General features: G+C 30.9%; 26 protein-coding genes. 22 read left to right on the forward strand and 4 right to left on the reverse strand.

The genetic code is table 11. The features are described from left to right. Window positions 1–28: 28 nt before the first annotated feature. The 18 genes from ACQY29_RS08920 (at window position 29) to ACQY29_RS09005 (ending at window position 21,143) form a co-directional block, all read left to right on the forward strand. Window positions 29–3,061: a type III restriction-modification system endonuclease gene (locus ACQY29_RS08920; protein ID WP_428224845.1), complete on the forward strand. Its 3,033-nt coding sequence runs from the start codon at window positions 29–31 to the stop codon at window positions 3,059–3,061. A gap of 198 nt (window positions 3,062–3,259) precedes the next feature. Further along, on the forward strand, window positions 3,260–4,549 hold the full coding sequence (locus tag ACQY29_RS08925) for a hypothetical protein (protein ID WP_428224846.1): 1,290 nt from the start codon (window positions 3,260–3,262) through the stop codon (window positions 4,547–4,549). 835 nt (window positions 4,550–5,384) lie between these two features. Then, window positions 5,385–5,660, forward strand: a complete 276-nt coding sequence (locus ACQY29_RS08930) for a hypothetical protein (RefSeq protein WP_428224847.1) — start codon at window positions 5,385–5,387, stop codon at window positions 5,658–5,660. Window positions 5,661–6,054: 394 nt separating this feature from the next. After that, the gene (locus ACQY29_RS08935) at window positions 6,055–6,252 is read left to right on the forward strand and encodes a type II toxin-antitoxin system Y4mF family antitoxin (protein ID WP_127823667.1); all 198 of its coding nucleotides are present in this window, start codon (window positions 6,055–6,057) and stop codon (window positions 6,250–6,252) included. A gap of 2 nt (window positions 6,253–6,254) precedes the next feature. After that, on the forward strand, window positions 6,255–6,590 hold the full coding sequence (locus tag ACQY29_RS08940; RefSeq protein ID WP_428224848.1) for a HipA N-terminal domain-containing protein: 336 nt from the start codon (window positions 6,255–6,257) through the stop codon (window positions 6,588–6,590). After that, window positions 6,583–7,539: a HipA domain-containing protein gene (locus ACQY29_RS08945; RefSeq protein ID WP_428224849.1), complete on the forward strand. Its 957-nt coding sequence runs from the start codon at window positions 6,583–6,585 to the stop codon at window positions 7,537–7,539. The genes ACQY29_RS08940 and ACQY29_RS08945 overlap by 8 nt, the downstream gene beginning before the upstream one ends. Window positions 7,540–7,812: 273 nt before the next feature. Further along, window positions 7,813–8,340, forward strand: a complete 528-nt coding sequence (locus ACQY29_RS08950; RefSeq protein ID WP_428224850.1) for a hypothetical protein — start codon at window positions 7,813–7,815, stop codon at window positions 8,338–8,340. A gap of 29 nt (window positions 8,341–8,369) precedes the next feature. Then, window positions 8,370–9,560: a hypothetical protein gene (locus ACQY29_RS08955; RefSeq protein WP_428224851.1), complete on the forward strand. Its 1,191-nt coding sequence runs from the start codon at window positions 8,370–8,372 to the stop codon at window positions 9,558–9,560. Between the two features lie 11 nt (window positions 9,561–9,571). After that, the gene (locus ACQY29_RS08960) at window positions 9,572–10,666 is read left to right on the forward strand and encodes a hypothetical protein (protein ID WP_428224852.1); all 1,095 of its coding nucleotides are present in this window, start codon (window positions 9,572–9,574) and stop codon (window positions 10,664–10,666) included. Then, on the forward strand, window positions 10,663–11,151 hold the full coding sequence (locus ACQY29_RS08965; protein WP_428224853.1) for a thermonuclease family protein: 489 nt from the start codon (window positions 10,663–10,665) through the stop codon (window positions 11,149–11,151). The genes ACQY29_RS08960 and ACQY29_RS08965 overlap by 4 nt, the downstream gene beginning before the upstream one ends. A gap of 55 nt (window positions 11,152–11,206) precedes the next feature. Beyond that, a complete protein-coding gene (locus ACQY29_RS08970) occupies window positions 11,207–11,821 on the forward strand; it encodes an RNA polymerase sigma factor (protein WP_428224854.1) in 615 nt (204 codons plus the stop codon). A 2-nt stretch (window positions 11,822–11,823) separates the two neighbouring features. Next, window positions 11,824–13,017, forward strand: coding sequence for a hypothetical protein (locus ACQY29_RS08975; protein ID WP_428224855.1), 1,194 nt, complete (start codon window positions 11,824–11,826; stop codon window positions 13,015–13,017). Further along, window positions 13,010–14,158 (forward strand): tetratricopeptide repeat protein, encoded by a 1,149-nt coding sequence (locus ACQY29_RS08980; protein WP_428224856.1) that lies wholly within the window; start codon window positions 13,010–13,012, stop codon window positions 14,156–14,158. The genes ACQY29_RS08975 and ACQY29_RS08980 overlap by 8 nt, the downstream gene beginning before the upstream one ends. A gap of 8 nt (window positions 14,159–14,166) precedes the next feature. Then, window positions 14,167–15,261: a PDDEXK nuclease domain-containing protein gene (locus ACQY29_RS08985; RefSeq protein ID WP_428224857.1), complete on the forward strand. Its 1,095-nt coding sequence runs from the start codon at window positions 14,167–14,169 to the stop codon at window positions 15,259–15,261. A gap of 49 nt (window positions 15,262–15,310) precedes the next feature. Further along, window positions 15,311–16,168, forward strand: coding sequence for a hypothetical protein (locus tag ACQY29_RS08990; RefSeq protein WP_428224858.1), 858 nt, complete (start codon window positions 15,311–15,313; stop codon window positions 16,166–16,168). A gap of 1 nt (window position 16,169) precedes the next feature. Further along, window positions 16,170–19,202, forward strand: a complete 3,033-nt coding sequence (locus tag ACQY29_RS08995; RefSeq protein WP_428224859.1) for a CHAT domain-containing protein — start codon at window positions 16,170–16,172, stop codon at window positions 19,200–19,202. Window positions 19,203–19,320: 118 nt separating this feature from the next. Then, the gene (locus ACQY29_RS09000) at window positions 19,321–19,581 is read left to right on the forward strand and encodes a transposase (RefSeq protein WP_428225899.1); all 261 of its coding nucleotides are present in this window, start codon (window positions 19,321–19,323) and stop codon (window positions 19,579–19,581) included. Between the two features lie 1,142 nt (window positions 19,582–20,723). Then, window positions 20,724–21,143, forward strand: a complete 420-nt coding sequence (locus tag ACQY29_RS09005; RefSeq protein ID WP_428224860.1) for a DUF6943 family protein — start codon at window positions 20,724–20,726, stop codon at window positions 21,141–21,143. Between the two features lie 898 nt (window positions 21,144–22,041). On the opposite strand, the gene ACQY29_RS09010 is transcribed toward ACQY29_RS09005, so the two are convergent. From ACQY29_RS09010 to ACQY29_RS09025, 4 genes are all read right to left on the reverse strand, one after another. Further along, window positions 22,042–22,206 carry a hypothetical protein gene (locus tag ACQY29_RS09010; RefSeq protein WP_428224861.1) on the reverse strand — a complete coding sequence of 55 codons (165 nt, stop codon included), beginning with the start codon at window positions 22,204–22,206 and terminating at the stop codon, window positions 22,042–22,044. Window position 22,207: 1 nt separating this feature from the next. Next, window positions 22,208–22,483, reverse strand: coding sequence for a hypothetical protein (locus ACQY29_RS09015; protein WP_428224862.1), 276 nt, complete (start codon window positions 22,481–22,483; stop codon window positions 22,208–22,210). Window positions 22,484–22,512: 29 nt separating this feature from the next. Further along, window positions 22,513–22,908 carry a DUF5675 family protein gene (locus ACQY29_RS09020; protein WP_428224863.1) on the reverse strand — a complete coding sequence of 132 codons (396 nt, stop codon included), beginning with the start codon at window positions 22,906–22,908 and terminating at the stop codon, window positions 22,513–22,515. Window positions 22,909–23,044: 136 nt separating this feature from the next. Then, on the reverse strand, window positions 23,045–23,803 hold the full coding sequence (locus ACQY29_RS09025) for a hypothetical protein (protein ID WP_428224864.1): 759 nt from the start codon (window positions 23,801–23,803) through the stop codon (window positions 23,045–23,047). 243 nt (window positions 23,804–24,046) lie between these two features. On the opposite strand from ACQY29_RS09025, the gene ACQY29_RS09030 reads away from it, so the two are divergent. The 4 genes from ACQY29_RS09030 (at window position 24,047) to ACQY29_RS09045 (ending at window position 26,768) form a co-directional block, all read left to right on the forward strand. After that, a complete protein-coding gene (locus ACQY29_RS09030; RefSeq protein WP_428224865.1) occupies window positions 24,047–24,250 on the forward strand; it encodes a hypothetical protein in 204 nt (67 codons plus the stop codon). Between the two features lie 854 nt (window positions 24,251–25,104). Further along, window positions 25,105–25,608 carry a GbsR/MarR family transcriptional regulator gene (locus ACQY29_RS09035; protein ID WP_428224866.1) on the forward strand — a complete coding sequence of 168 codons (504 nt, stop codon included), beginning with the start codon at window positions 25,105–25,107 and terminating at the stop codon, window positions 25,606–25,608. A 91-nt stretch (window positions 25,609–25,699) separates the two neighbouring features. Then, window positions 25,700–26,425 (forward strand): YqjF family protein, encoded by a 726-nt coding sequence (locus ACQY29_RS09040; RefSeq protein WP_428224867.1) that lies wholly within the window; start codon window positions 25,700–25,702, stop codon window positions 26,423–26,425. After that, window positions 26,412–26,768 carry a hypothetical protein gene (locus tag ACQY29_RS09045; protein ID WP_428224868.1) on the forward strand — a complete coding sequence of 119 codons (357 nt, stop codon included), beginning with the start codon at window positions 26,412–26,414 and terminating at the stop codon, window positions 26,766–26,768. The genes ACQY29_RS09040 and ACQY29_RS09045 overlap by 14 nt, the downstream gene beginning before the upstream one ends. Window positions 26,769–26,772 lie beyond the last annotated feature (4 nt).

The following is a 26,772-nucleotide window of genomic DNA, read 5'->3' on the forward strand; positions in this document are numbered from 1 at the left end:
GCACCACCTAAAAAATAGATTTGAAACCATGAAAATAAAGTTTGTAAGCGGATTAGAACACCAACAAGATGCTGTAGAAGCTATTGTAGATATATTCAAAGGACAAGAAGTGTGTACTTCTAACTTTACTGTATTTTCACCAGAATATATAAACAAACAGTATCGTACTGCAGAAAATAACTTGGGTTTTGCTAATAAATTACAAATCAATGAAGCTCAAATCATAGACAATGCTCAAAAAATACAATTAAGAAACGGATTGCGTCCTTCATTATCAAATGAAATAGACATAAACAATCTTGATTTTTCAATCGAAATGGAAACAGGTACCGGAAAAACTTACGTGTATCTAAAAACTATTATGGAAATGCAACGTCAATATGGATTCAAAAAATTCATCATTGTAGTACCTTCAATTCCTATTAAAGAGGGTGTTTTTAAATCACTACAAATGACCGTTGACCATTTCAACGAACATTACCCAGAAGCAGTCTATAACGAAAAAAGTTTCTTCGTTTATGATAGTTCTGATTTATCTAGTGTAAGAGATTTTGCTATAAATGATAGCTTACAAATAATGGTAATCAACATTCAAGCTTTTGCAAAAGATATAGATGAAACAGCAGCTAAAACAAACAGAATCTTATTAGATTATAATGATAAATTAGGCTATAAACCTATTTCTTTGCTTCAAAACACACGTCCTTTTGTAATTGTAGACGAGCCTCAATCAACTATGAGTAGTCCTTTACAAAAGAAATCCATCAAAAATCTTAATCCATTAGCAATTTTCAGATACTCAGCTACACACACAGAAAAAATTAATCTAATGTACAAGTTAGATGCTGTGGATGCTTATAACAAACAGTTGGTAAAACAAATTGAAGTAGCATCAGTAATGGTTGATGGTGCAGCTTCCAGCGGAGCATACATAAAACTGGTATCACTACAAAACCGTAATGGTATATCAGCAAAAGTAGAGATTGATGTAAAAGGACGTGACGGTAAAGCAAAGCGTGAAATAAAAGAAATAAAACAAAATACAGATTTATTACAGATTACAAAATTGCCTCAATATGCAGATTACTTTTTAAAGGACATCTATATCGATCAAGAATATATTGAGTTTACTAATGGAACCGAGATTAGTTTAGGTCATTCAATTGGAGCTGTAGATGATTTGATGATAAAACGTTTTCAAATAAGAAAAACAATAGAAGAACACTTAGACAAAGAAGTAAGATTAAATCCAAAAGGGATAAAAGTATTAAGCTTGTTTTTTATTGACTCTGTAAAGCATTATCGCGTATATGATGAAGAAGGAAATCAACAAAATGGTGATTATGCTACAATTTTCGAAGAAGAATACAAAAAACTAATAAAATCAAGAAAGTACCAATCTATTTTCAATGAAATAAAAGATTTAGATAGCGAAGTTTCTCAAATACATAACGGTTATTTCTCAATTGATAAACAATCTAAAGCAAGCAACAAGAAAGAAAAATTTGAATATTTCAAAGATACTTCTGGTTCAGTTAAAGCAGATGAAGATACCTACAATCTAATTATGAAAGATAAAGAGAAATTACTTAGTTTCGATAGTAAACTACGTTTTATTTTCTCTCACTCAGCATTAAAAGAAGGTTGGGACAATCCAAATGTATTTCAAATTTGTACACTTAAAGAAGCAGGACAATCAGACAACAAAAGAAGACAAGAAATTGGTCGTGGTCTTCGTTTAGCAGTCAACCAAGATGGTGAACGTGTATATGGTTTTGAAGTAAATACACTTACAGTTATGGCAAGTGTTAGCTATGAACAATTTGTAGAGGAGCTTCAAAAAAATATTGAAGATGAAACAGGTATCAAATTTGGTATTCTTCAAACACATAGTTTCAGCAATGTAGTAATTAGTATGAATGGTAATGAGCCTGAATATTTAGGACATCATAAATCGGAAGAAGTATTTAACCACTTATTACTAAAAGGATACATCAATACCAAAGGTAAAATCCAAGATCTATTAAAAGAAGATATCAAACAAGGAGCAGTTGATTTAGGTCAAGATTTTGAAAAACATGTTGAAGAACAAATCATCAAAGAAATTACCAGAACAGCTGGAAGATTAGATGTAAAAAATAATGCTACTAAAGAAATTGTAAAAGTTAATAAGCAAGTCTTTTTAAGTGAAGAATTTAAAAATCTTTGGGATAAAATAAAATTTAAAACAACATATTCTGTTGACTTTAAGAGTGAAACATTAATAAAAGAATGCATTAAAAACATTAGCAATAGATTAGTTGTTAATGGAGGAAAACTATCATACAATAAAACAAAGTTAGATATTACCGAGGGTGGAGTTACATTTAATGATCCAAAAACAAATTATGATGTTGTAAAGCAAGAAGTTGCTGCTTTACCTGATATTATTGGTTACTTGCAAAATGAAACAAGATTAACTAGAAAATCAATTGTGGAAATTCTAAGAGGTTGTGATAATCTGAATTTCTTTAAAATAAACCCACAAAAATACATTGAAGGATGTATTGATATAATTAATGAACAAATGCGCTTGCATATTGTAGATGGAATTGTGTACAAGAAAATTGGAGATAATGAATTTTACAATCAAGAACTTTTTGAAAACGAAGAACTAACTGGATATTTAAAATCCAATATGATTGAAAGTTCAAAATCACCTTTTGAATTTACAATTTATGATAGTAACATCGAAAAAGAACTTTCAAAAGAGTTTGAAAAAAACAACAATGTAAAGGTATATGCTAAGCTTCCCGATTGGTTTAAAATTGAAACACCTCTAGGCAATTATAATCCTGATTGGGCAGTTTTATTTGAAGTTGATGGTAAAGAACAATTATATTTCGTTGTAGAAAGTAAAGGTACTTTAGGATATGACTTTTTACGCCCTGCAGAACAAGGAAAAATTGATTGTGGCAAAAAGCACTTTGAAGAACTTTCAAAAGCAACTAAGAGTAATATTAAATTGGAGTTAGTTTCAAATGGTGAAGATTTTGTTGATTTAGCCCTAAGTAAATTGTAAGGGACTTTCAGTTCAATAAAATAATTACCTCATTCAGATGCACAAAAACCGTCTTTAGTCCAAGTTTTCCTAAAGCCAATTCTTTGTTTGCTTCATTTCGCTAATTTTAAGTAAAATATTGAAACTCATTGTAAAAAAACTAGATAAGTGGTATTTGGTAAACACAAAAAGAGTTCTAACATTTGAATTGTAATAAATATGGGAAAAGAATACATCTATCATAATCTAATATGGAAAAACATCCATAGTAATATCAATACCAATAGGATATACCCCAAATTTAAAAAAGGAGACCAATTCAAATCGGGATTTTATGATGTAGTTAGAAGCACCGCTTTTTTAGCAGATTATTCAGTAAAAAATACAGATACAAAATTCTATTTATCAATTAAAGATCATGGCGATTATTTTCAGTTTAGTAGTAATTGGGTGGCTACAAAAATGAAAGGTACTTTTTTACTCACAGTTCATGAAGAGATTTTTAATCAAAATAAATGTAAAAACGAGTACATCAATTGGAGAGGAAATCTATTTGAATCGATGCTTATTCTTAAAGAAAAAGTTAGAGATTTTGTAATTACGGTTGATGAAGAGTTTAAAATTGAGTTGAGTTTTAATGTAGATTTAGCCAACCTACAAAACACTTTTGAACCCCTACAATTACTCGACAATAGATTTATAATCCAATTAGCTCAAGAAAGCGCAAATGAAGTTTTTAAAATAGGATTAGGGTATTTGAATGTTGATGATAAAACGTGCATCAGAATCCTAAAAACAATCCTTGAAGAAATGCCTTTTGCTGGTTTTGTAATAGGTCTTGCTTATTTCAATTTAGGGAAAAGCGAACTGTCTAACCAATATATTGTTAACGCTTTAAACAACATATCTGAACATATAGAGCTTAGCGATGAACTAATCGGAATTGTTACTGAAACGATTGCAACTAATGAACTTAATTTAGGGATAGCAGATGACCGTACAATAAGAGCATTTTTTGGAGTGTTGGACATAAATCAGAGCCCAACGGCATTGATTAAACTATCCTACTTAATTCTGAGTAAAAACATAAGACATCTTAAAGATTTTGCACTCGAAAATGTAACGATTGCTATAGATTTTTGCTCAAAGGATGATGATGATTTTTCTAAAGCTGCTGGTTTTTATATAATATGTTCAATATTACTTTGGAACGATAAATTTACGGAAGCCGAAAAGTACCACCATCATTTTTTAATTGAAAATAATGATTTTTTAAATTTTTATACTGAACATGTTGAAGCTTATGTAATATTGGCATTGGCAAAAAACAACATCAACTTCATTGCTAATTTATTTCTAGATTTTCCCCACCTCAGAGATAAATTTTCAGGATTATCTGACGCATGGTCATTCAAAAATAATGAATCATTAAATTCAGATTGGTCTAATTCAAATCTTTATTTGTACAGGAAAATTGTAGCGGCTGAAAAACAGTACTGCGACCTGTAGTACAAGAATCTATTGAGTAAAAACAATAAAAGAAGACAAAAAAAAACAGTAGAAAGTTAACAGTAAAATGGGCATACCCCGCTGCGCAAAGTCTCCCGACTTTGAGCTCTAACTAACATATTCTCAAACGATGACTTTTTATGAACATTCACAACTTTATTTTCGACTAATTCAACTTTAACTAATCCATTTCCTTCAATATAATTACTTGCGCTTGAATAAATATAATCTTCTATTTTACTAACTATTCCTGCCCCAGCTGCGCAAAGTCCCTCAGCTTTGAGTTACCACAAATTAAACTTTTTTTCAATAATCACTTATTTTTATTTTTAATGAAAATGCAAAAATAATGTAGAATAGTATTAGATTACTATCTTAACACAAAGTCGGGAGACTTTGCGTAGCAAGCCTATCTTAAAATTATGGTTGAAACTTTGGGGATCAGAGGGGGGGGCTTGTTAGGAGGTGTAACCCTACGTCTTTTATCTGGTGTGCCATCAGGTTTATTAGGTTTAGGGCCTGGCTTAATAGACTTAATTGTTTCCATATTGTTTGTAAATTTTAAATTATACACAAATTACAATAAAAAACCTATCATTGTTTTACGGAAAACCTCATTTTAAAAAGAAGATTGTATTATTTTTAAAGCTGAATTCAAACAACAAAAGCACCCTTTTTACAGAGTGCTTTTTGTTTTATTTATCATCCCTCAAAGTCGGGAGACTTTGCGGAGCATATTCATCTTAAATTTATTGCTCAGACTTCGGAGAGCTGGGTTATTTAGACAAATAAAAACATATAGATTAGCTAAGTAATTATTAAAGAAAATGATAAATTGAAAATTCTAATTTGGGAAAATCAATACGATGTACTAGATTGGATACGTCTTGGCTTTAGCGCAAAAGAAATTTATTTTTATGCAGAAATTCCAAATATAAACGATTGTCTAATTTTTGCGATAGATTCCTCGATTTCCGATTTTGCTCAAACATTGGTGAACTGTATACAACAGCTTAAAAATAAAGAAGAATTCTTAATCTATAAAGAATCTTGGGGATATGAATTTGATGAAGACGCTTTTAAAAAAATCGAAAGTTATTTAGCCAAATAAAAACATGTAGATTAGCCAAGCTTGAAGCCCTATATTTTTTATTTATTGAATTTACTCAATATTAAAATCAACCCTTTTCAACCTTGAAATTACTATAATAACCTAAGGGTCTATCGAGAAGGATCAGTGAAATAAACATTACTTTAAAGGTAAACAATAATAGCATTTATATCCACAAATACAGTATATAATGAACACCTTTTCTTAAAATCAAAATAAAGACAATACCACTTACTCATAAAAAAAATCAATTATACGTAATTACATATAGCTTTTAAAGTTTACCTAGTTTTATATGCAAAAACATACAATCAAGCTTGTGTTAATACTTTTTATATCTATTTACATATAATTAAATATTTTTTATTACTTTTATATTCAAAAGCATATAAAAATGGATTTGATTGCAGATTTTATTAAAAAGAGACGAAAACAAGCTGGACTTACTCAAGAAGAGTTTGCAACAAAGGCGGGGGTAGCTTTAACGGTTATTCGAAAAATTGAACAAGGCAAAGAAAACTTAAGTCTATCAAAAGTAAATCAGGTATTGAAAATGTTTGGGCATGTTTTAGGTCCCATTAGCGAAAAATAATCATGAGACAAGCTATAGTTAAATATAACAACATTCAATCGGGTATTTTAAAAGAGTTAGATAGCGGAGAATATGAATTTGTGTACGATGAAAATTACATTGAAAACTATCCCGATTTATTTATAACTTTTAATATGCCTGTACAAAGGCGGGCATACAGAAGTAAAAGATTATTCCCTTTTTTTGATGGTTTAATTCCAGAGGGGTGGTTGTTAAATATTGCCTCCGAAAGTTGGAAAATAAATAAAAATGACCGTATGGGACTTCTTTTAGCCTGCTGTCAAAATGCAATTGGTGCTGTCAGTATTCACCCTATTAATGAAAATCAAGATGTCTAAATGCCTCTATTGTTATCAAGAAATAGTTACTATTACTAATCTTGATTATCACGATAAATGTATCAAAGCTTTTTATGGCACTTCCTTAGCCCCTGTTCTTCCATATCGTTTAGAAGAAATGGAACAATTAGCAAGGGATGCTGTAGCATTATCGGTAACCGTGCCTGGTGTGCAACCTAAATTATCGCTAGGATGGATAAAATCAAACTTAGAAAATGGACACGATGGTCGTTTAACCATTATGGATGCCTTAGATGGTAACTATATCCTAAAACCACAAAATTCTCAATACCCACAGATGCCAGAAAATGAACATCTCTCAATGAAATTAGCTGAATTGCTAAAAATTGATGTAGTGCCTTCTAATATGATTCGTTTAGCTTCTGGCGAATTGTGCTATATTACTAAAAGAATTGATAGAAAAAAAGCAGGTCAGAAAATTCATATGATTGATTTCTTACAAATCCTTGAATTAGAAGACAAATATTTAGGAACAACCGAATTACTTGGAAAAACTATTGGCGAATTATCCGTGAACACCTTATTGGATAAATTGAGGTATTTTGAACTAACTCTTTTCAATTTTATCATAGGTAATAATGATATGCATTTGAAAAACTTTTCAATGTGGTTATCAGACATAGGATGGGTATTATCCCCAGCTTATGATTTGTTGAACGTAAAAATTATTTTACCAAAAGACGATGAAGATACTGCATTGAAATTTGGAGGTAAAAAGAAAAATTTTAATAAAAAATACTTTGATAGATTTGGAGATCTCTTGAAATTGAACGAAAAACAGATAAATTCTGTTTACAAAAAACTACATAAATGGTTACCTAAAGCCATTCAATTAATTGATAATTCCTTTTTAAATGAAGATGCAAAATTGAGCTATAAAGAATTAGTAAAAAAACGTACTAACTTATTTATAGAAAATCCAAAATAACTAATTTCAAACTATAATCCGCATTTAACATCGTAGTTAAACAAAATTATACTATACTCTCAATCTCTTTCTAAAAACGAGAGGAAATTTATTTATAGGAATCAAGCGTCAATACTATTGACGCTTTTTTTTGTGGAATACAACACACTATATACCAATAACATACATCACTTCTTAGAAATAAATATTCATAAAACATTAGTAATAGGGTTACCTTTTTAAATAAAGAATATAAATAGATATAAATTAATTTTTAACATAAAATCTTATATCATGAAAAATGTATTCTTTTTAATCACTTTGTTTTTAACATCATTTTTATCCTTTGCGCAGTCACAAGTATGGGTTGATGGCTACTACAGAAGCAATGGAACCTATGTCAAGGGGCACTATAGAACGGAAAAAAACCATACTATTAATGATAATTGGACAACAAGAGGTAATATTAATCCGCATACTGGTAAACACGGTACAAGACCTAGGAGTGTGTCATATTCTTACAACACATCTCGCTATTCTAATTTCAAGGCTAAATCTTATGATTCTCCAGAATATACTTCTACAGTATACTCTCATTCAAAACAAGTAACATCTTCATATACAATACCTGCTTATACAGCACCATCATACACAACTCCAACATATAATAGTTATAATAGTAATAGTTCTGATAATTTTTTAGCATCCTATTCTTCAGCTGAAACTAACACGCAGACTTATGCATCTCAAACCATTTATACTGGTCCTAGAGGTGGTACTTACTATATTAATAGCAATGGCAATAAAACTTACATAAAATAATTTTTTTTTAATATTTTAAATTAATCGATATGCAAGAAAGTATAACTTCCGATAAAATTACATTAACCCAGTATGGCTTTCAATCAGCAACAAATTCAAAATCAAATCCTGAAAGTATTGATGGCTATTTAAATAAAGTATATGACAAGTTCTTAGAAGACCAAAAGTTAGACGAAACTGGTGTTAAAAATAGAATTTCAAGATTGCGAGAAGAAGTAATATTGGAAAAAACCAGAAAAAATGATCTTCAAGCAGAAATCACAGCTTACAGCGCTAATAAAATTGATAAAGAAAACGAAATTCAAGAACTTGAATTAGATAGAATTGACATAAAAAATGGTGAAGGCGAATTAGGTGATACAACTTCCTTTATCATTGGAGCTTTCATAACAATTCTACTTACACTTTACTTGTTTGTCTTTTACTCTTCTTCCGGTTATTCTTCTTTTTATGGAATAAAGCAAGGAAGTTTAGGTTTCATAAATGCAAATGTTTTTTCAGATGCTTTGAATCGAGGCGGTGGGGTTTTTGCTTTGATAATCCTTTTTCCAGTGATTTTTTTAGGATTAGGATTTTTAATTCATAATGCATTAGAAGAAAATAAAGAATTGGTTAAAAAAGGAAAACCACAAAAATTTGCTTTGATTTCGGTGTTGCTCTTTATAACATTTATTGCCGATGCTTTCATTGGTTATAAAATTGCCGAAGGAGTACACAACAATGAGTTTAATGCTGGTCGTACAAATGAATTGTGGAATTTCAATATGATATTTTCGGATATTAATTTTTACTTAGTATTGATATTAGGGTTTGTAGTTTATGTCATTTGGGGATTCTTATTAAACTATGTGTTAAGCCATTCCTATTTAAAAACAGAAAATGAAAAAACCAAAATAATGCTAGGAAACATTAGCAATAGAATTCAAGAAAAGAAAAATGAATTAAACCTTATTTTATCGAGAATAGCTAAGGCCGAAAGTGATATTTTATCATGCAATGCGAAAATTGAAGACAAAGAAAAAAACATAAGTGGTTATGAAACTGGAGACATCCCAATTAACATTTCAACTTTAAAAGCAGCAATCGGAGAATTTATGGGAGGTTGGCAATATTTTACCAATGGAAATTTCAATTCGGATGATGCTTTAAAATTAAATAATGAAGCAATTAGAGTACAAACAAATTGGATGAATTCAAAAATTGAAAATCTAAACGAGTAATCAGTTAAGTTATGGAAACAAAAAGAGCAAATAAAGTTAAAAGTAAAAAACCAATTTACATATTAATCGCAGTATTAGTGTTTTTTATTCTTTTCATTAGTCTAATTTCAATGCCTTCTAAATTGAATACTGCTATCGATGAAATTCAAATTAGTACAAATGTGAATGAAGTTAAATCAATTTTTGACAAATATAAATTCGATTTGTTAGAAACTGACGAAAATGGAAATAAATGTATTGCCATTGAATTTCAAGATAAGCTTCGTAAAAAGTTGAGTACTTTCAATTTAAATGATAAAGAAATCAAACATTGTTTAGAGTGGTTACCCACTGCAAAAACTAACGTAAATGTAATTGTAGTTCCCGATTTATCAAGAAGAATTTTAGATGAAATTAACAATCCTAATCAAGTGGCTAACGACAAAATTATTCTTTCAAACATTTGGAAGTCATTTGTAGAAGTTTCAATGCTAAAACAGGATTCAAAAGACAAGTTGATAATTGATGTAACGGATGTAGAACAAGCTAAAGGACAATTTAACGCAATAGCAAATAATCTACAATTTGACTTATCAAATCATAAAGGAAAAAGTAATCGATTGTATTTTACAGCTGATAAAACTGACCAATTTAATTTGGGGATAGAAAAAATGTACAATGCAGCAACTCAGAAACCACTGGGAGCAGATTATGTATTTTATTTCAAAAGATACTTAGAAAGCAGAATTAAAAAGAATACGCTATTTGATAACTACCTAAATAAAATTGTTATTATTACAGATGGGTATTTAGAACCCGAAGAAAGAGCAGCCTATACAAAATTGGCACCTCAGTTATACAAGTCTTTAAATATAGGAAATACAAACGAAATGATTTCAATGTTAGGCTTTAGCATTCCAAAAGTAAATGTAGATTTATCAAATTCTGAAATATTAATTTGCGAAGTAAACGAACGAAAAAAAGGAAAAGGTAAAGATTTCGAAATTTTAAAAGCATACTGGACCGATTGGTTACAAAGAATGAATGCTAGAAATATCAAACTGGTACATCGTGAACAGGCAACAGATATAACAGTAAATACAATTAACCAATTCATCAAGCAATGAAAATAGCAGCTATTCTTTTCTTTACATTCTTAACCCTTAATTGGTCATTATGCCAAACGCAAATTCCAACAACTTTTCAAGCAAAAGTTGTTGGAGTCAAAGATGGCGATACGTTCAAAGTATTGTATAACAATTCCGAAATAACAATTCGTTTAAATCACATTGATTGTCCTGAAAAAAACCAACCTTATGGAAAAAATGCTAAATGGAAAGCATCTGAACTTTGTTTTGGTAAAATGGTTAAAATAGTGAGCAATGATAAAAAAGACCGCTACAAAAGATTAATTGCAGAAGTGTATTGTAATAACATAAATATCAACAAAGAGTTAGTTAAAAATGGATTAGCTTGGCACTTTAAAAAATACTCCTCTAATAATGACTATGCAAAATTGGAAATTCAAGCTCGTAAATTAAAAGTTGGTTTATGGCAACAATCTAATTCCATACCACCATGGCAATGGCGTAAACAAAAAAATAAAAGGTGATTTTCTGAAAATTTATTAAATTGTAGCGATTTTAAAAACAAACTAAATCGCTACAATGAATAAACTTTTAAGCTTAATACAGATTACTGACAAGGATTTATTATCTAAAATAAAAGAAGATAGTGACAATCTAAGCATTGTTTACAAAAAATGTAAAAATAACAGCATTCGTTTTATGAAAAAAATGACTTCTAAAATGAATGAATACGAACTTGAAGACGTATTTCAAGATGCTATATTAGTGTTGTATGAGAAAATAACCAAAGGAAATTTTGAATTAACTTGTTCTTTCCAAACGTATCTAAATTCTGTTTGTAGAATTCAATTACTCAACACCCTAAATAAAAGCGAAAATACAGTAGATTTTATTGAAAGGAATGAGGAGGAGGATGACAATTCAGAGCTATCTTACCTAAATATTACAGATAGGTTAGATGTTATTGAAAATACTAATGAACCTTATTTTCAAGCAATTGAAAAAGCATTGTTAAAAATAAAAGAAACTGGTGGACATTGCTATGAGTTATTAACGTTGTTTTGGTATCATAAAAAAAGTATGATCGAATTAACGGAAGTTTTTGGCTATTCTAATGCTGATAATACAAAGCAACAAAAAGCAAAATGCCAGAAAAGATTAGAGAAATTAGCGTTCAATGAGTTGAATAACTAAACATGAAGAAATCAGAACAAATAATAAAATCATTAGTGCTTCCAGTATTGGAAAAGGACAATAATTTCAATCAATTTAATTTGAATGATGAGTTCTGGAAAGCATTTACTGCAGCGATATTACTTTACGAAAATGATGCTAAACCTAGTTTCAAAGTTGTATATGAATTACAATTAAATGATCCAGAGAAAGTAATTAAAAAACTAACATCAATTCATACTAGTTTCATTAAGGAACTTGCTGAACTTCATGTTTTAGAAGGTAGCGACGAAGCTATTAATATTTTATTAACGAAAAACGATAAGCTTTTTTTAGAACAGGTTAACTATTTTAAAACCGTTAAAGGTGTAATAACAAAATTAGAACGCGAACGCATTAAAGAGGAATTACCCAAAGCTTATGAAAAAGTAACATTTGAAATTCCTGAAAATGATTTAGAAGCTGCAATTAAAAAGACCGAAAGAGAAAACCTTAAAAAAAAATTCAAACAATGGGATGAAGAATTAACCGATTTTTCTCATGTCGCTGCGGCAACATCATTAGTTACAGTGTCGAAAAAATCCACTACTTCTAAAGTGTTTTCTTTAACATGGGTTAAGTATGCTGTTGCCTCTTGTTTTGTTGTGGCTTTTGGTACTTGGGTATACTTTTCAAATTCTGAAATAATGCAATCTAATACAGATTTTGTTGTAACTTCAAAAGATAATCCAAAACCATTGGATTCTGTTAAAAATTTCGACAAAACAAACCCAATACAAGAAATAGTAGATGATAAGTCAACTTCTGTAGTAGCTAAAGACACAGCTGTTTCGGTGTTGTCAAGTCAGAGCACTTTAGGATATACAGATTCAAACAACAAAAAAGGATTCAAAATCAACTATATTGATTACAGTAAAAAAATTGAAGGTTTAAAGGAGGCTTTAAAAAGAGATAACAACCCCGAATATATAGAAGAATATAAAAAATTAACAGCATTAAATAATAAATATATTTTTGATGGGATTTCGCTTTCGGTTTACAAAAAAGCCTTAAATCGTAAAGAAGCTATTTTAACAACAGCTGACGGTTCACTGTATTTTTACGATAAATCAGAATTTTATAAATTACAAAAAACAGAAATTCCTCTTGAATTAGAAAAAGTAAAAGATAATAATGTTAGAGAAGAATTAGAAAAAATCATTTTTGAAAATGAATAGAAAGCTTCAAAATAATTTGAAACTAAGCACAACGTTAATATTTGCTTTTATTTCTTTTTCCTCTGTGGGTCAAACTCATACAGAAAAACAAATTGAATCTGTTTTCAAAAACTTAGTATTGGCTTATGGCAATTCTAAAGCAGCTCCAAAATTAGCCTATTTTAAAAAGGAAGCTATCAAAACAACACCAGCTTTGTACACAACTTCACCTCAGCCAACTATTCTGGTAGATGGTAAGTTTTATGATCTCTGTATTTCTTTTGGTAAGGATAGTACAAATGCATTAGCCGTAGTTTTAAGTCATGAATTAGCACATTACTATAACGACCATACTTTTTGTGCTGATTTTGCATTTGTAGTTAGAAAAAATAATGCTGAATTAGCTCAAAAACTAAAAATGGTTTCTAAGTCCGATAAAATAAGTAGAGAAACTCAAGCCGATTATCAAGGATTTTTCTATGCAGCCATTGCAGGCTACAATCCTTTTGATTGTTATGACAAAACTATTGATGCCATCTATAAATTATATCAACTACCCGAAAGCAATCCAGGTTATCCTTCAAAAGCAGAAAGGAAACAAATGGCAAATGCTGTGAAACAAAAAACAAGCGAACTATATGTTGCCTTTAAAAAATCGATTCAGTTAAAGGAAGAAAAAAAGTATGAAGAAGCAATTAAGCTATTAGAAAAAATCAACACTTATTTTCCATCACGTGAAAATTTCAACAACTTAGGAGTAATTAAAACGTTAAGCGCTTTAGACTTAAAAGTGCTAACATTAGAAGAACACAAATATCCAAAACGTTTTCTATATCCTTTAGAATTGGATAACTCGAGCCGTTTAAATCAAAATGGAACTAGAGGAGCTGAAGCTGACCAACTCAAAATGATACAACTTTTAAAAGCAGCTCAGAAAGATTTTGAAAAAGCAATCAGTCTAGACCCTAACTACTACAAAGCATATGTAAATTTAGCTTGTGTTTTCGATTTGTTAGATAATCCAGAAGCCGCTATTGGAAAAATTAAAGAGTTATCTAAAGAACAACAAAATACAAACGAAGCGAAACGAATTTTAGCAATTGCCTATTATCATGCAGACAATGAAAATAAGGCAGCAGAAATCTGGAAAGAAATAGAATAGTGATAATTATGGATTTTAAAGGATTAATAGAACATATTGAATTTACACACAATAAACTACAACAGCACGCAGTACAACAAGTGAATAGTAGTTTAGTAATTAGAAATATACTTATCGGATTTTATATTGTAGAGTACGAACAAAATGGTTTAGATCGTGCCGAATATGGTGCAAAAACAATACAATTACTAGCTCAGAAACTCAAACACATCAAAGGGATTTCTGCTCCTCAATTGTATAGATTTAGAGACCTATACAATACCTATCCGAATATTTTCTCAACAGTGTTGATAAAATTTAAAAATACCGAATTACTTACGCAAAATATTTTCTCGACACTGTCGATAGAATTACAAACCTTTTCAGAAAGCACACTATCTTACGAACCGGAACTACTGTTAAACCGTTTGAGTTTTTCTCATTTTATAGAATTGCTAAATGCAGAAAACGAAACCAAAAGAGCTTTTTATGAAATCCAAACCATAAAAAACAATTGGAGTTCAAGAGCTTTAGCCAGAGCCATGGACTCTATGCTATATGAAAGAATGGGTTTGTCTGAAGATAAAGCAAGTGTTATAGAACAATTTCGAGAAGATAAAACAACAACTGTTGATTCGGCAATTAAAAACCCATATTTCTTAGAGTTTTTGGGTTTGCAAGAAAAGAACACGTATAGTGAAAGCGATTTAGAAACCGCAATAATTAATCATTTACAAGACTTTTTAACCGAATTAGGAAGAGGATTTTGTTTCGAAGCCAGACAAAAACGTATCACATTTGACAATACACATTACAGAATTGATTTGGTTTTTTACCACCGTATTTTAAAATGCCACGTACTCATAGATTTAAAACTAGGAAAATTTGACCATGCTGATGCTGGCCAAATGAATGTCTATCTAAACTACTACAAACAAAACGAAATGACCCAAGGCGATAACCCGCCAATAGGTATTATATTGTGTGCTAATAAAAACCAAACCTTAGTAGAATATGCTACAGCTGGCTTAGCTAATGATATTTTTGTTTCTAAATATTTATTACAACTCCCAAGTAAGGCAACATTGGAGGAGTTTATTAGAAAAGAGATTCAGAATGTGTGATAAGATTGTGTTTTATTAGTAAGAAATTAAAATTTGTAATATTAAAAAAGTGAAGGAGAATCAACAATTAGAATATTATATTTCGAATTTGAGGAAATACTTAGATAAAAACTCAATAAATGAAAATAAAGCCAAGCAAATAGAATTCATATTACTAAATCAATTTAGATTTATTTCAAATTTAACTTTTAAGAAAAAAATAGATTCATTTTCAAGAGTTACAATTAATAAAAGAGTAAATGACGATAAAAGTGAGAAAACAATTGATGAAATTAAAAAATTAAAATATCCTCCCGATGGGGCAAAAACAAACGGGAGAGCAAATTTGATAGGAGAAAAAATATTGTATGGTACTGATAATATAATATCTGCTTTAAAAGAAGCTAGAGTTGATAATAATGATACAATAACTGTTTCTACATGGAAATTAAAAAACGAAAGAATGCTGACAATTTCTCCAATTTTTAAGAATTTCCCTTTTATTTATAATGAAGCATTTAATTTAAATTTTTTCGAACTAAGACAAGAGTATATCAAAAAACTAAATGAAAAGGATAGTGAAATTAAAAAAAATATAGATTTATTCGTTTGTTTTTTATCGGATTGTTTTTCAAAAGATGTCGATGCTAATAATCACTTTGACTACTTTTTAAGTTCGTTTTATGCAAATAGAATATTTAATTTTTTACAAAATGGTGAAATTGAATGCATTTTATTCCCAAGTGTTCAAGATGATTTGTTAGCAATAAATATAGCAATGAAATATGATGTTTTCGATGATAATTATGAACTTGACAAGGTGGAAGAAAAAAAGGTTATACTGAAACCAAATGATACTGATAGCTATTGTGAATTAGCTCCTACTAAATATTCTAAGTCTTTCTCTAATCAAATAATAAATTGGTAATATGAAGTTAAAATTGTTGATATTGTTCACTTTTTTATCAAAAGTATCATTTTCTCAAATTGATAGTTTAACTTATTATTATCAAGAAAACAAACTAGAAAAGGCTATCAAATATGGTGAAAAAATAATTAGTTTTTATAATGAAAACCCAAGCGATAAAGACGAAGGTTATGTCAATACTATAAGTTGGCTGGCATTTTTAAATACAGAAATAAAAAAAAATAGCGAAAAGGAAAAGTATTTTAAATTACTTGAAGAAAACATAAGTTTTTACAATCAAAACTTTGAAGCAATAACACATAACTATTTTTTAATAGCTAATAATTATTCAGAAAATCAAAATAATGAGTTTGCAGAAATTTATTTATTGAAAGCAATTAATTTATCAGAATTAAAAAATATTATAGGAGAAGTGTATTATAATTCTTTAAATCTATTAGGAGATATATACATTAATCAAAATAAATTTGACAAAGCTGTAATTTGTTCAAAAAAGTGCTTGGATATTGCAGAAAATATTTATGATAAAAATAGTGAAAAATATATTATTGCTTTATCAAATGTTGCTCAATCATTTTTAAGGATAGAGAATTTTAAAGAAGCCGAATCTACATATCTTAAATGTATTAAAATATCTAACGATATTAACAATAAAGAATTACAATTAGAGATATTAAACAATACTGTTTTAATGTTTTTAACTAATAAAGACATTTTTCAAGCGGATTTTTATAATAATATCGGTTTATCTTTATCACAGAACAATGATCTTTTGATTAAATATAGAATAAACTTCATACACAATAAGGCTATAATAGAATTTGAAATTGGAAAAATCGATAATTCAGAAAAGCTTTATTTAGAAGTACTAAAATATTATCTAGATCATGAAAGTGATTATTATGATCGAATTTTTAAAGTAACTAATGATTTAGGCTTTATTAATCTGAAGAATAAAAAATATACTAAAGCAGAATATTATTTCAAAAATAATTTTGAATCTAAAAAAAGATTTTATAAGAATGACAGTATAAAATTGATTAGCTCATTAAACGCTTTAATTAATTTATATTGGAATTTAAGTGATAATGAAAAAGCATTAGAATATAGTTTAATTTCTTACAATATAATTAGGAATGATACTAAATATAATCAAAGGCTTTTATCTGAGACACTTAATGTCTTAGCTACAACATATGCTTTAATGAAAGATATTAAAAAGGCAGAACTTTATTATTTAAAGAGTCTTGAAATTAAGAATAAATTATTTGGTAAGAACAATTTAAATAATCTAATACTTTACAATAATTTACTATACATTACTAATGGAAATATTGTTAAACATCAAGAATATTTATACTTGTATTTGAATACATTAAACAAATTATTAATTAAATCCTCGGAAAATTTAAGTGAAAATGAAAATTTAATTTTTAATAGTACAATTTTGCCTAATAATAGCCATTTGAGTTTTCTTCTTAAAAAGAACAAATATTTTTCTAAATCGATTATCGCTATTTACGAAAACCAACTTCTACTTAAAAACCTTTCGATACGCAACCAACAAAGAATAAAAACCACCATTGAAAAAAACGGTGATGCCACAGTAAAGCAAAAATACCAACAATTTATTGACAATAAACGGTATATCACTAAAATAGAAGAACTTCCAGTAGCACAAAGACCTGCAACATACGACCAACTAAAAACAGAAACAGAAAGTCTTGAAAAAGAATTAACACGTTTATCAGCAACCTTTGCTGAGGCAAAAAAATCGTTGGCGGTTTCTTGGAAACAAATTCAAGAAAAACTAAAACCAAACGAAGTAGTTATTGACTTAGTTTCATTCAATTATTATAACAAAAAATGGACTGACAGTATTATGTATGGTGCTTTTGTAATTAAAAAAGACAGCAAATTTCCAAAGTTTGTAAATCTGTTTGAGGAAAAACAACTAGCAGTTTTATTAGAAAGGAATAATAAAGCGCACGATTCAATACAATCCAAGATAATTAATAAGCAATATTCAGATAAAGAAATCAGCAATTTGTTTTACAAACCACTAGAAGCTGAATTAAAAAATGGCAACACGATTTATCTGGCTCCTTCGGGTTTGGCGCACCAAATAAATTTTAAAGCCTTACCTGTAAATACAAATCAAACTTTGGGCGAAAAGTACAAGTTAATTCTTTTAGGTACTACAACTACATTGGTAGATTATAAACCATTAACCATCAATAAAAAAGATAATTTTGAGATTGTTTTATATGGTGGAATTAATTACAACAAAAAACAGGTTGAGGTTTATAAAGAAGCTTATCCAAACGAATTAAATGATTTAGCAACCAGAAGTGGAATTTTAGAGTTTAATTATTTACCTGGCACCAATGATGAGGTAAATAAGATTAATAAAGAAGCAATTACGTATAACTTCAAAACTACAATTAAAACAGAAAGTGCAGCTACAGAAGAGAGTGTAAAGCAATTAAGTGGAAAAGCAAATCCTTTCATATTGCATTTAGCAACTCATGGTTTTTTCTTTGAAAATACAAAACAGGAATTATCAGATTTAGATAAAAACATTCCAGTAGAAGCTAAAAAAAGAATCTATTTAGCATCAGAAGACCCTATGATGCGTTCTGGTTTACTACTTGCTGGAGCAAATAATTCGTGGAGAAAAACCAATAATGAAACAAATGCAGATGATGGTATTTTAACCGCTAAAGAAATCGCTAATCTTGATTTAAGCAATTGTAAATTAGTAGTATTGAGCGCTTGTGAAACAGGTTTAGGTCAAATAAACGGTAGTGAAGGTGTTTTCGGTTTACAACGCGCATTTAAAATGGCAGGTGTTCAAAATATCATCATGAGTTTATGGAAAGTACCTGATGTACAATCAGCAGAATTATTTGAAATTTTCTATGCAGCATGTTTCAATGGCAAATCCATACAAGAAGCTTTCAATGAAGCCCAAAACAAAATGAAAGAAAAATATTCCCCATACTATTGGGCAGGTTTTGTACTACTTGAATAATTTTTTTTAGCAATAGGGTTACCTTTTTATCTTTTTCATATAAACTATAAAACAATTAAATTATAGTAATTATGAGAACTAGAAAAAACAAGTCTTTGGAACCAATATCAACAGAGGTATTGCACCATTCGAGCATACTTCAGGTAAAAGTATAAAAGGTAAGTCAAGAGTTAGTAATATGGCAAATAAAAAATTAAAAAAAAGACTTCATATGTGTGCTTTAGCAGCTGCAACTTATGACCCAGAATTAAAAGCGTATTATCAAAGAAAAGTAGCTCAGAATAAAAATAAACTACTGATTTTAAACAACATAAAAAACAAGTTGATACACAGGATTTGTTCCTGTATAAAAGAAAATAGATGCTATCAACTTCGATAAGTTGCTTAATTTTAATATATTTACCATTGTCAAGGCTAAGCGGAAATAGGCTCTGCTGAGGAGCAACCTATCAGGAATAACCTTTGATACCGACGAATAAGTCAAAGCAAAAAGGCAGCTTAATCCTTCCTTTTTCATCTCTTATTCAGAGGTGGCTATGCCTAAAAAAACCTAAGAATATTTTTTGAAAAAAAATCAAATTTTACTTGGAATAAACATAGTAATCAAGCGGTCTCTCTCCTTGAACCGCTTCGTTCCGTTCGGCTGTTCCAGTCAGCCTCGAGCTACACTCCGTGTAACTTCTTGGCTTCCGTTCCACAGTTCACTCATGCAAAGGCAGTACATAAGCTTATCAGCACATGTACTGCCTTTTGCATTTCGTCCTCAGCTTCACACGCTGTTCGGCGTCGTTCGTCGGGGCTTCTTTGTCCACCGCACCAGCTTCCCGTTGGTCAGCCCGTGCTGGTGTCCAACGCCCCTTGCTTTTATGGCGGTTGCTCCCTGTTCGTTCAGTACGCCCTGTTTGGTGTGGCAAAGCCACGCTTTTTTTTTCTACCGCACTTCGTTTGGTAACAGGGCTATGCTTTCAGCACACTGCGCCACATTGCTCCTCACTTAGTTCCTACGTTCGTCCGCATTCCGTGTCGCAGGCTTCCTCACATTGCCGCAACACCGCCTGGCGCTCCTCGCTCACAGAAAAAGCAACAAGTATTTCGTTTCTAATCAAACCTCATTGCGCTTTTTCTGTTCCCTGCGATGCTTAGGGGTGTTCGATTCCCTAGAATGTTTTCGGTTACGACAAACATTTTTTCTGATGTTTCCCTATAGATTAATGTTTTCAAATAGAATATAGATTCTTATATCAACTTGAATTCATTGATTGGTACCCCCGAAATTCTTTTAAAAGAAAGGAAAAAAAGAAAACAAAGTTGTTCTCCGTCAATCAAAAAAGCAAGTTCAAGCCACAGGTTCTCCGATTTTTTTAAGGTCATTCATCCAATACTAGAAACCATTTCCAATTAAAAAAATCAAACAAAACTTGCTTTTTTGATGGACTCCGAAGGGGCGAAAGCTTTCTTTTTTTCCTTTTTCTTTTGAAAAGAATTTATGAAATGATTGTCGAATCCACAAAATTTTAAGCCATGATTAAAGTAACCATTAAAACCCACGACGCTAAAACAAACTATCAAAAAGCACATTTCTTTGTATTAAACAAAGGAAACAACGCAGGTAAAACACTTCCCCAACCCTGTATGAATTGCTTTACTGTTGAGGTTGAAAACCCTGATTATTTAGAAAGTGTAAAATACTTATGCAAAGCATTAGCTAAATCCAACTATTGGAAAATATACCTTCGAGGCTCAGTGATACCCTTTCTAACAATATCCGACTTCAAAAAACACCTCCAAATAAAAATCACCAATATGGACACCGAGTACAAAAAATATCAAGATTTGATATCAAAAATAAAAACAATCGAACAAGCAGAAATCAACTTTGCCATAAAAGTACACCAAATAACCGAACTCAAATTAGCAGCCATAAAACTCCTAATCCAATAAAAAAACAACCCCTTAGCAGACAAAACCTGCTAAGGGTAAACATATAAAAAATCTGTGCAAATCCTTTAATCAGTGGCTAAAAACAAAGACCGCAGGTCTAAAATCCGTGACCATTTGTGATAATTTGTGTTAGAATAAGTTGTAAAAAAAGACCATAGGTCTAAAGTTCGTATCAATTAGTGTATTAGTGGCAACCAACAGACCGCAGGTCTGAAATTCTTATTAATTGGTATTTAAAAAATCTGTGCAAATCCTTTAATCTGTGGCTAATAATAAAGGCCGCAGGTCAAAAATCTGTGCCAATTTGTGCCAATTTGTCTTAATTTGTGTTAAAAATAAGCGGTATAACAAAGACCGTAGGTCTAAATATTCGTGACAATTAGTGTATTAGTGGCAACCAACAGACCGCAGGTCTGAAATTCTTGTTAATTGGTGTTTTAAAAAATCTGTGCAAATCCATTAATCTGTGGCTAATAATAAAGACCACAGGTTAAAAATTTGTGCCAATTTGTGCCAATTTGTGCTAATTTGTGCTAATTTGTGTTAAAAATAAGCGGTATAATAAAGACCGTAGGTCTAAATATTCGTGACAATTAGTGTATTAGTGGAAACCAACAGACCGCAGGTCTGAAATTCTTGTTAATTGATGTTCTAAAAAATCTGTGCAAATCCTTTAATCTGTGGATAAATTAAAGACCACAGGTCAAAAATTCGTGCCAATTTGTGCTAATTTGTGTTAAAAATAAGCGGTATAACAAAGACCGTAGGTCTAAATATTCGCGCCATTTAGTGTATTCGTGGCAACTAACAAACCGCAGGTCTGAATTCCCCATAAAAAAAGCCCAGTCTTTCGACCAGGCTCAACTCCCGTAAAAGGTTACCAATCATAAACAAGAGTTTATTTTAAAAAACGTTTCAACAACCATGAAACAAAAAAACTAACCAAAGCACCTATAACAGCTAAAATAACCGTTTTCAAAATGTCTGCCGAAACAATCGTAGGTGCAATACTCAACAAAGTACCCGATGTAGTTCCAACTGACAACGTGTGATTCGTTTCCATACTACTCCGAATTAATTTCAGAACCAGGTCCCGAATAATGTTCCAATTCCTTTTCTCGTGCCAACTTTTCTTCAGAGGGAACAGTCAATTGACTTACCGCTGATAAAATACCACCTGCTACTGCTACATAACCAGAAACTGTAATCACTACAGCCGGTAACGCAATAGGAGCAGCAGCAATGACACTACTAACACTCAACAAAACCAAACCCACGTTTCGCAATACTTTGAAAAACTTTGGAGTTGGCGACTGAATTCTTGTTACAATATTTTTCATAGAATAAAGAATAAAAATGATTAATTCCTTCAATTTGTGACAACCAGTTCAATAATTTCTCCTTTTTGAATCTGGGCAGCTAACAATCCAAACAAACGCTTACAAGCCTTTCTAGAGTCAATTCCCATTCCAGCTCCCGACAACCGACTTACAGGTGCTATACATCCTTGCAATTCACGCATAGCATAATTAGCAGGATGTAACAAAATCAAACTTCTGTTAGCAACACCAATCACTTCAAAATGCCATTGATACTTGCGACTGTAACGCTTTTTAAGAAGATATTTCCCTTCAGGAATACACGAAACCCCCTTTACATTTTGCTTCCAAGGTAATTCTATGGTATAACAAACCAACTTACCAGCACATTCCAATTTCCCATTCGTGCCATCAGGGAAATAGCTTCTTGTTAAAAATAACACCATCTTAAATCATTTTGACTTAACATAATCCAACCACTCTCTACCGACCACTGATTACCGACCACTGAATACTGAACACTGATTACTGAACACTGAATACTGAATACTGAACACAGATTACCGACCACTGACCACTAAACTACACCCCACCATCAACGGCTACAATACTCAATGGATTAAATGCCCCGTTTTTAAGCGGATACATTTCTCCATTCAATTGTTGGAAAAACTCAATACCAAGTCCCAATAATAAAGGTTTTGTAGAATTAGCAGTAACAGTATTACTCAAATTAATAGCAGCAGTTGTAGTAGCATCCCAAGGCAAAATCCCTGTAGCAGATTGACTCAAAACAAAGGTTTCCTGTTCAAAATCAATTTCAACACCACCAGAAACGATTTTGAAATGCGTTGTTCCAGTAGGAGCTGCAATCATATTGATAGGCACAAAAGGTGCTAAATCAATAGCCAAAGTACCAGCTACACGGTCAATCGTTGAGGTAAAAGGAGCAAATAAGCTTGTGCCTAATTTCCCTCGAATATTAAATTCAAAACCCATCAACAATTCCACTTCACCATCAATCACGTTACGTTGTCCACGAACACTAACCGCATCTGCTTGAATCACCTTCATCATGGTTTGCGTCAATCGACTCACCATTCTACCATCAGCAGAGTTTAACATAAGCGGGCGTAAAGCAATACGAAGTATTTTACCCGCTTTACCCGCACGACCAAATTCAGAACCGTTTTCACGTGTTCTTTGAAACGCAGGGTCATTTGCGATTCTACTTGCGTCAATACCGCCTTTTTCTCTCGCCAAATGACCATCCTGCGTTTTATAAAAAGTAATATCCCCGATAGTACCTTTTAGCTTTATAATCCCTTTTTGCCTTGCCATAATCCAAAAAAATTAAAGTGATTAAACATTCTACATAAACCCTCCAGTTGCAACAGAAAAGTAATTTCTAAACAAAGTTTAGCATTTTTTAAACCAACTCTAAAACCATCGCATACACAATGTCCTAAACCGACACAACTGTCCAAGTCAGTCACAATTGACCACTTCAAACGGATTCATTTTTTAATTAATTTTAGAAATAGTAAAGCAAAGTCAAACAACCATCAAAGGCATAGATAGAGTATGAAAGTAACACCCAAAAGAGCATGCATCTACCCAAAGGATATAGAGCGAATCACAGGTAAAAGCTACCGACAAAGCACACGCATCTACAACAAGATAAAGGAAGCCTACAACAAACCTAAAAACAGCTTTATCTCAATAGATGAATTTTGCCATTATACAGGTTTAAATATTGAACACATTCAGGAGTATATAATTGGATAATTACTATTGTTTTAATAAATTTGCATTAGTGATTTTAATACAAAATATATTAAAATAAAAGGGGCTAAATCGGTGGTCTTTGAATGAATGATTAATTGAAAGTCTTATTTTATAAGAGTTTATGAGCTTAAGTTCGATTCTCTCCGACTCCACAATTTAAAACCCATTTTAATACAAAAGCCCATAATTCGCAGGATTTAAGGGCTTTTTACTTTTATTCTATTACCAAAAGATTCAAATTTTAGCATTCCTAAAGGGGCTAATTCGAGACCTATTTTACTTTTTTTAAAAAGGGTCACCTAAAATGATGAAACTACCAGTAAAACCAACCTGTTTCATTAATAAACATCTTGACTAAATAATTCATCAATTGTATATTATTCAATCTAAAAGGTGACCAAATTATGAATGCGAAAATCAGTACTTTATTTTTTGTAAAGAAAAAAACGAAAGTAAAATGAGTTTGCTGAAATCCCACGACCCCATACAAGTTATCAATTTGAAAGTTGAATTTCATTTTCAAATGCAATTTTTTTAGACTATAGCCAAGAAAAATCTTGCGCTTAATAGCATGTTTCTAACATCGTCCTGATTTTTTAGGCTGCAGATTTGAGATTTGCTAAGATTTTTTTACAAAATTCACAGTTGATTTGAGATTGATTTATAACTCGAACATTTTATAAGAATTTGAGAGTGTGATTGAATTTCTTTATAAATCTTTAAATATCTGGTTTAGATGATTTTCGATAATCTTATGTTTTCAACCAAGTTTAACTAAAACAAAAAGATATAGGTATTTAAAATAAACTTTCATTTTTTTTTGAAAGTTTAAAAACTTTATATACCTTTGACCTATGGAATTCAAAGAAGCAAAAAATAAATTCATTCAAACCTGGGGTGCCTTAGGTTCTCAGTGGGGGATTAACAAAACCATGGCACAAATTCACGCCTTGTTGATGGTTTCTAACGAAGCGGTTTCAATGGAGGACATTATGGAGGAGTTACAGATTTCCCGCGGAAATGCTTCTATGAACATACGCGCTTTGATGGATTGGGGTATCGTGTATAAAGAATTTAAGGCAGGTGAACGACGCGAGTACTTTACCGCTGAGAAAGATTTAGACGAATTGGCCGTGAAAATCTCAAGAGAACGTAGCAAACGTGAAATTAAACCGGCTTTGAAAGTATTGAAAGAGGTTTCTTCCTTGCAACAGCCACAAACCGAAGAAGAGAAACATTTTGTTGACCAGACCTCAAAACTTTACGATTTCGTATTGAAAGCCGATAATGTTTTGGATAAAATTACCGAATACAAAGACAATTGGTTAGCCCAATTGTTCGTCAAATTTATGAAGTAAAGCGGGTAAAATTCGCTTTAAAAAAAGAAAAATTATTTTTTTTAATCAAAACTTTCATTTTTTTCTGAAAGTTTTATAAATACAATATATTATGAACTTCCTAACCGCACAATGGCAACAGTTAATCCTAGTCAATTATACCGTGCCTCCAGCAATACTCAAACCCTATATCCCAAAAGGAACCGAGTTGGACTTATGGCAAGACCAATGTTATGTGAGTTTGGTAGGCTTTCTTTTTAAAGACACCAAAGTATTGGGAATCAAAATCCCGAAGCATCATACTTTTGAAGAAGTCAATCTTCGATTTTATGTCAAACGTTTTGAAAGTGGCAGTTGGAAAAGAGGTGTGGTTTTCATCAAAGAAATTGTTCCCAAAAAAACGCTCACTTGGGTGGCTAACACACTTTATAAAGAGCATTATGAAACCCAAACCATGAATCATACCCATGAACAGAAAGGCGAAGTGTTAAACATCCAATATACCTGGCAACAAAACCTAAACCAACAATCGATAGCTGTAAATGCCTATGATTTTTTAACGCCTATAGATGAAAACACTGAAGCCGAATTTATCTTAGAACATTATTATGGCTATACCCAATATAACAATCATACTACTTTTGAATACGAAGTACAACATCCCAAATGGGAACAATACTTCATTAAAAACTATACGATAGATGTAGATTTTGAACAAGAATACGGTAGTTCCTTTGCTATACTAAATAATTTAAAACCTAGGTCTGTTTATTTAGCTAAAGGCTCTGAAATAGCAGTAAAAAGCAAACGTAAAATAACAACCAATGCAATCTTTTAACTACAACATAATCGGCTATAGTATTTTCCTACTCATTATAGTCTATATCATCCTGATTGTGGGGAAAATATGCTATAAAAATGGAAATATTTATGTTGCGGAGCTTATTCCTAATCATCAAGCATTATGTCTTCAAATCAATAAAATACTCCTCACCGGTTACTATTTGGTCAATTTAGGTTACAGCGCCATGACGTTAATGCAATGGCAAACACTCAACAACCTCGAAGAACTCATTGAAACCGTAGCTACAAAAACTGCCGTCATTGCCTTTATACTCTCAGGTTTGCATTATCTAAACATTTACCTACTGACCCATTATATTCAAAAATTAATTAAATAAAATC

It is taken from the genome of Flavobacterium sp., assembly GCF_965262375.1.
In the GTDB taxonomy this organism is placed as follows: Bacteria; Bacteroidota; Bacteroidia; order Flavobacteriales; family Flavobacteriaceae; genus Flavobacterium.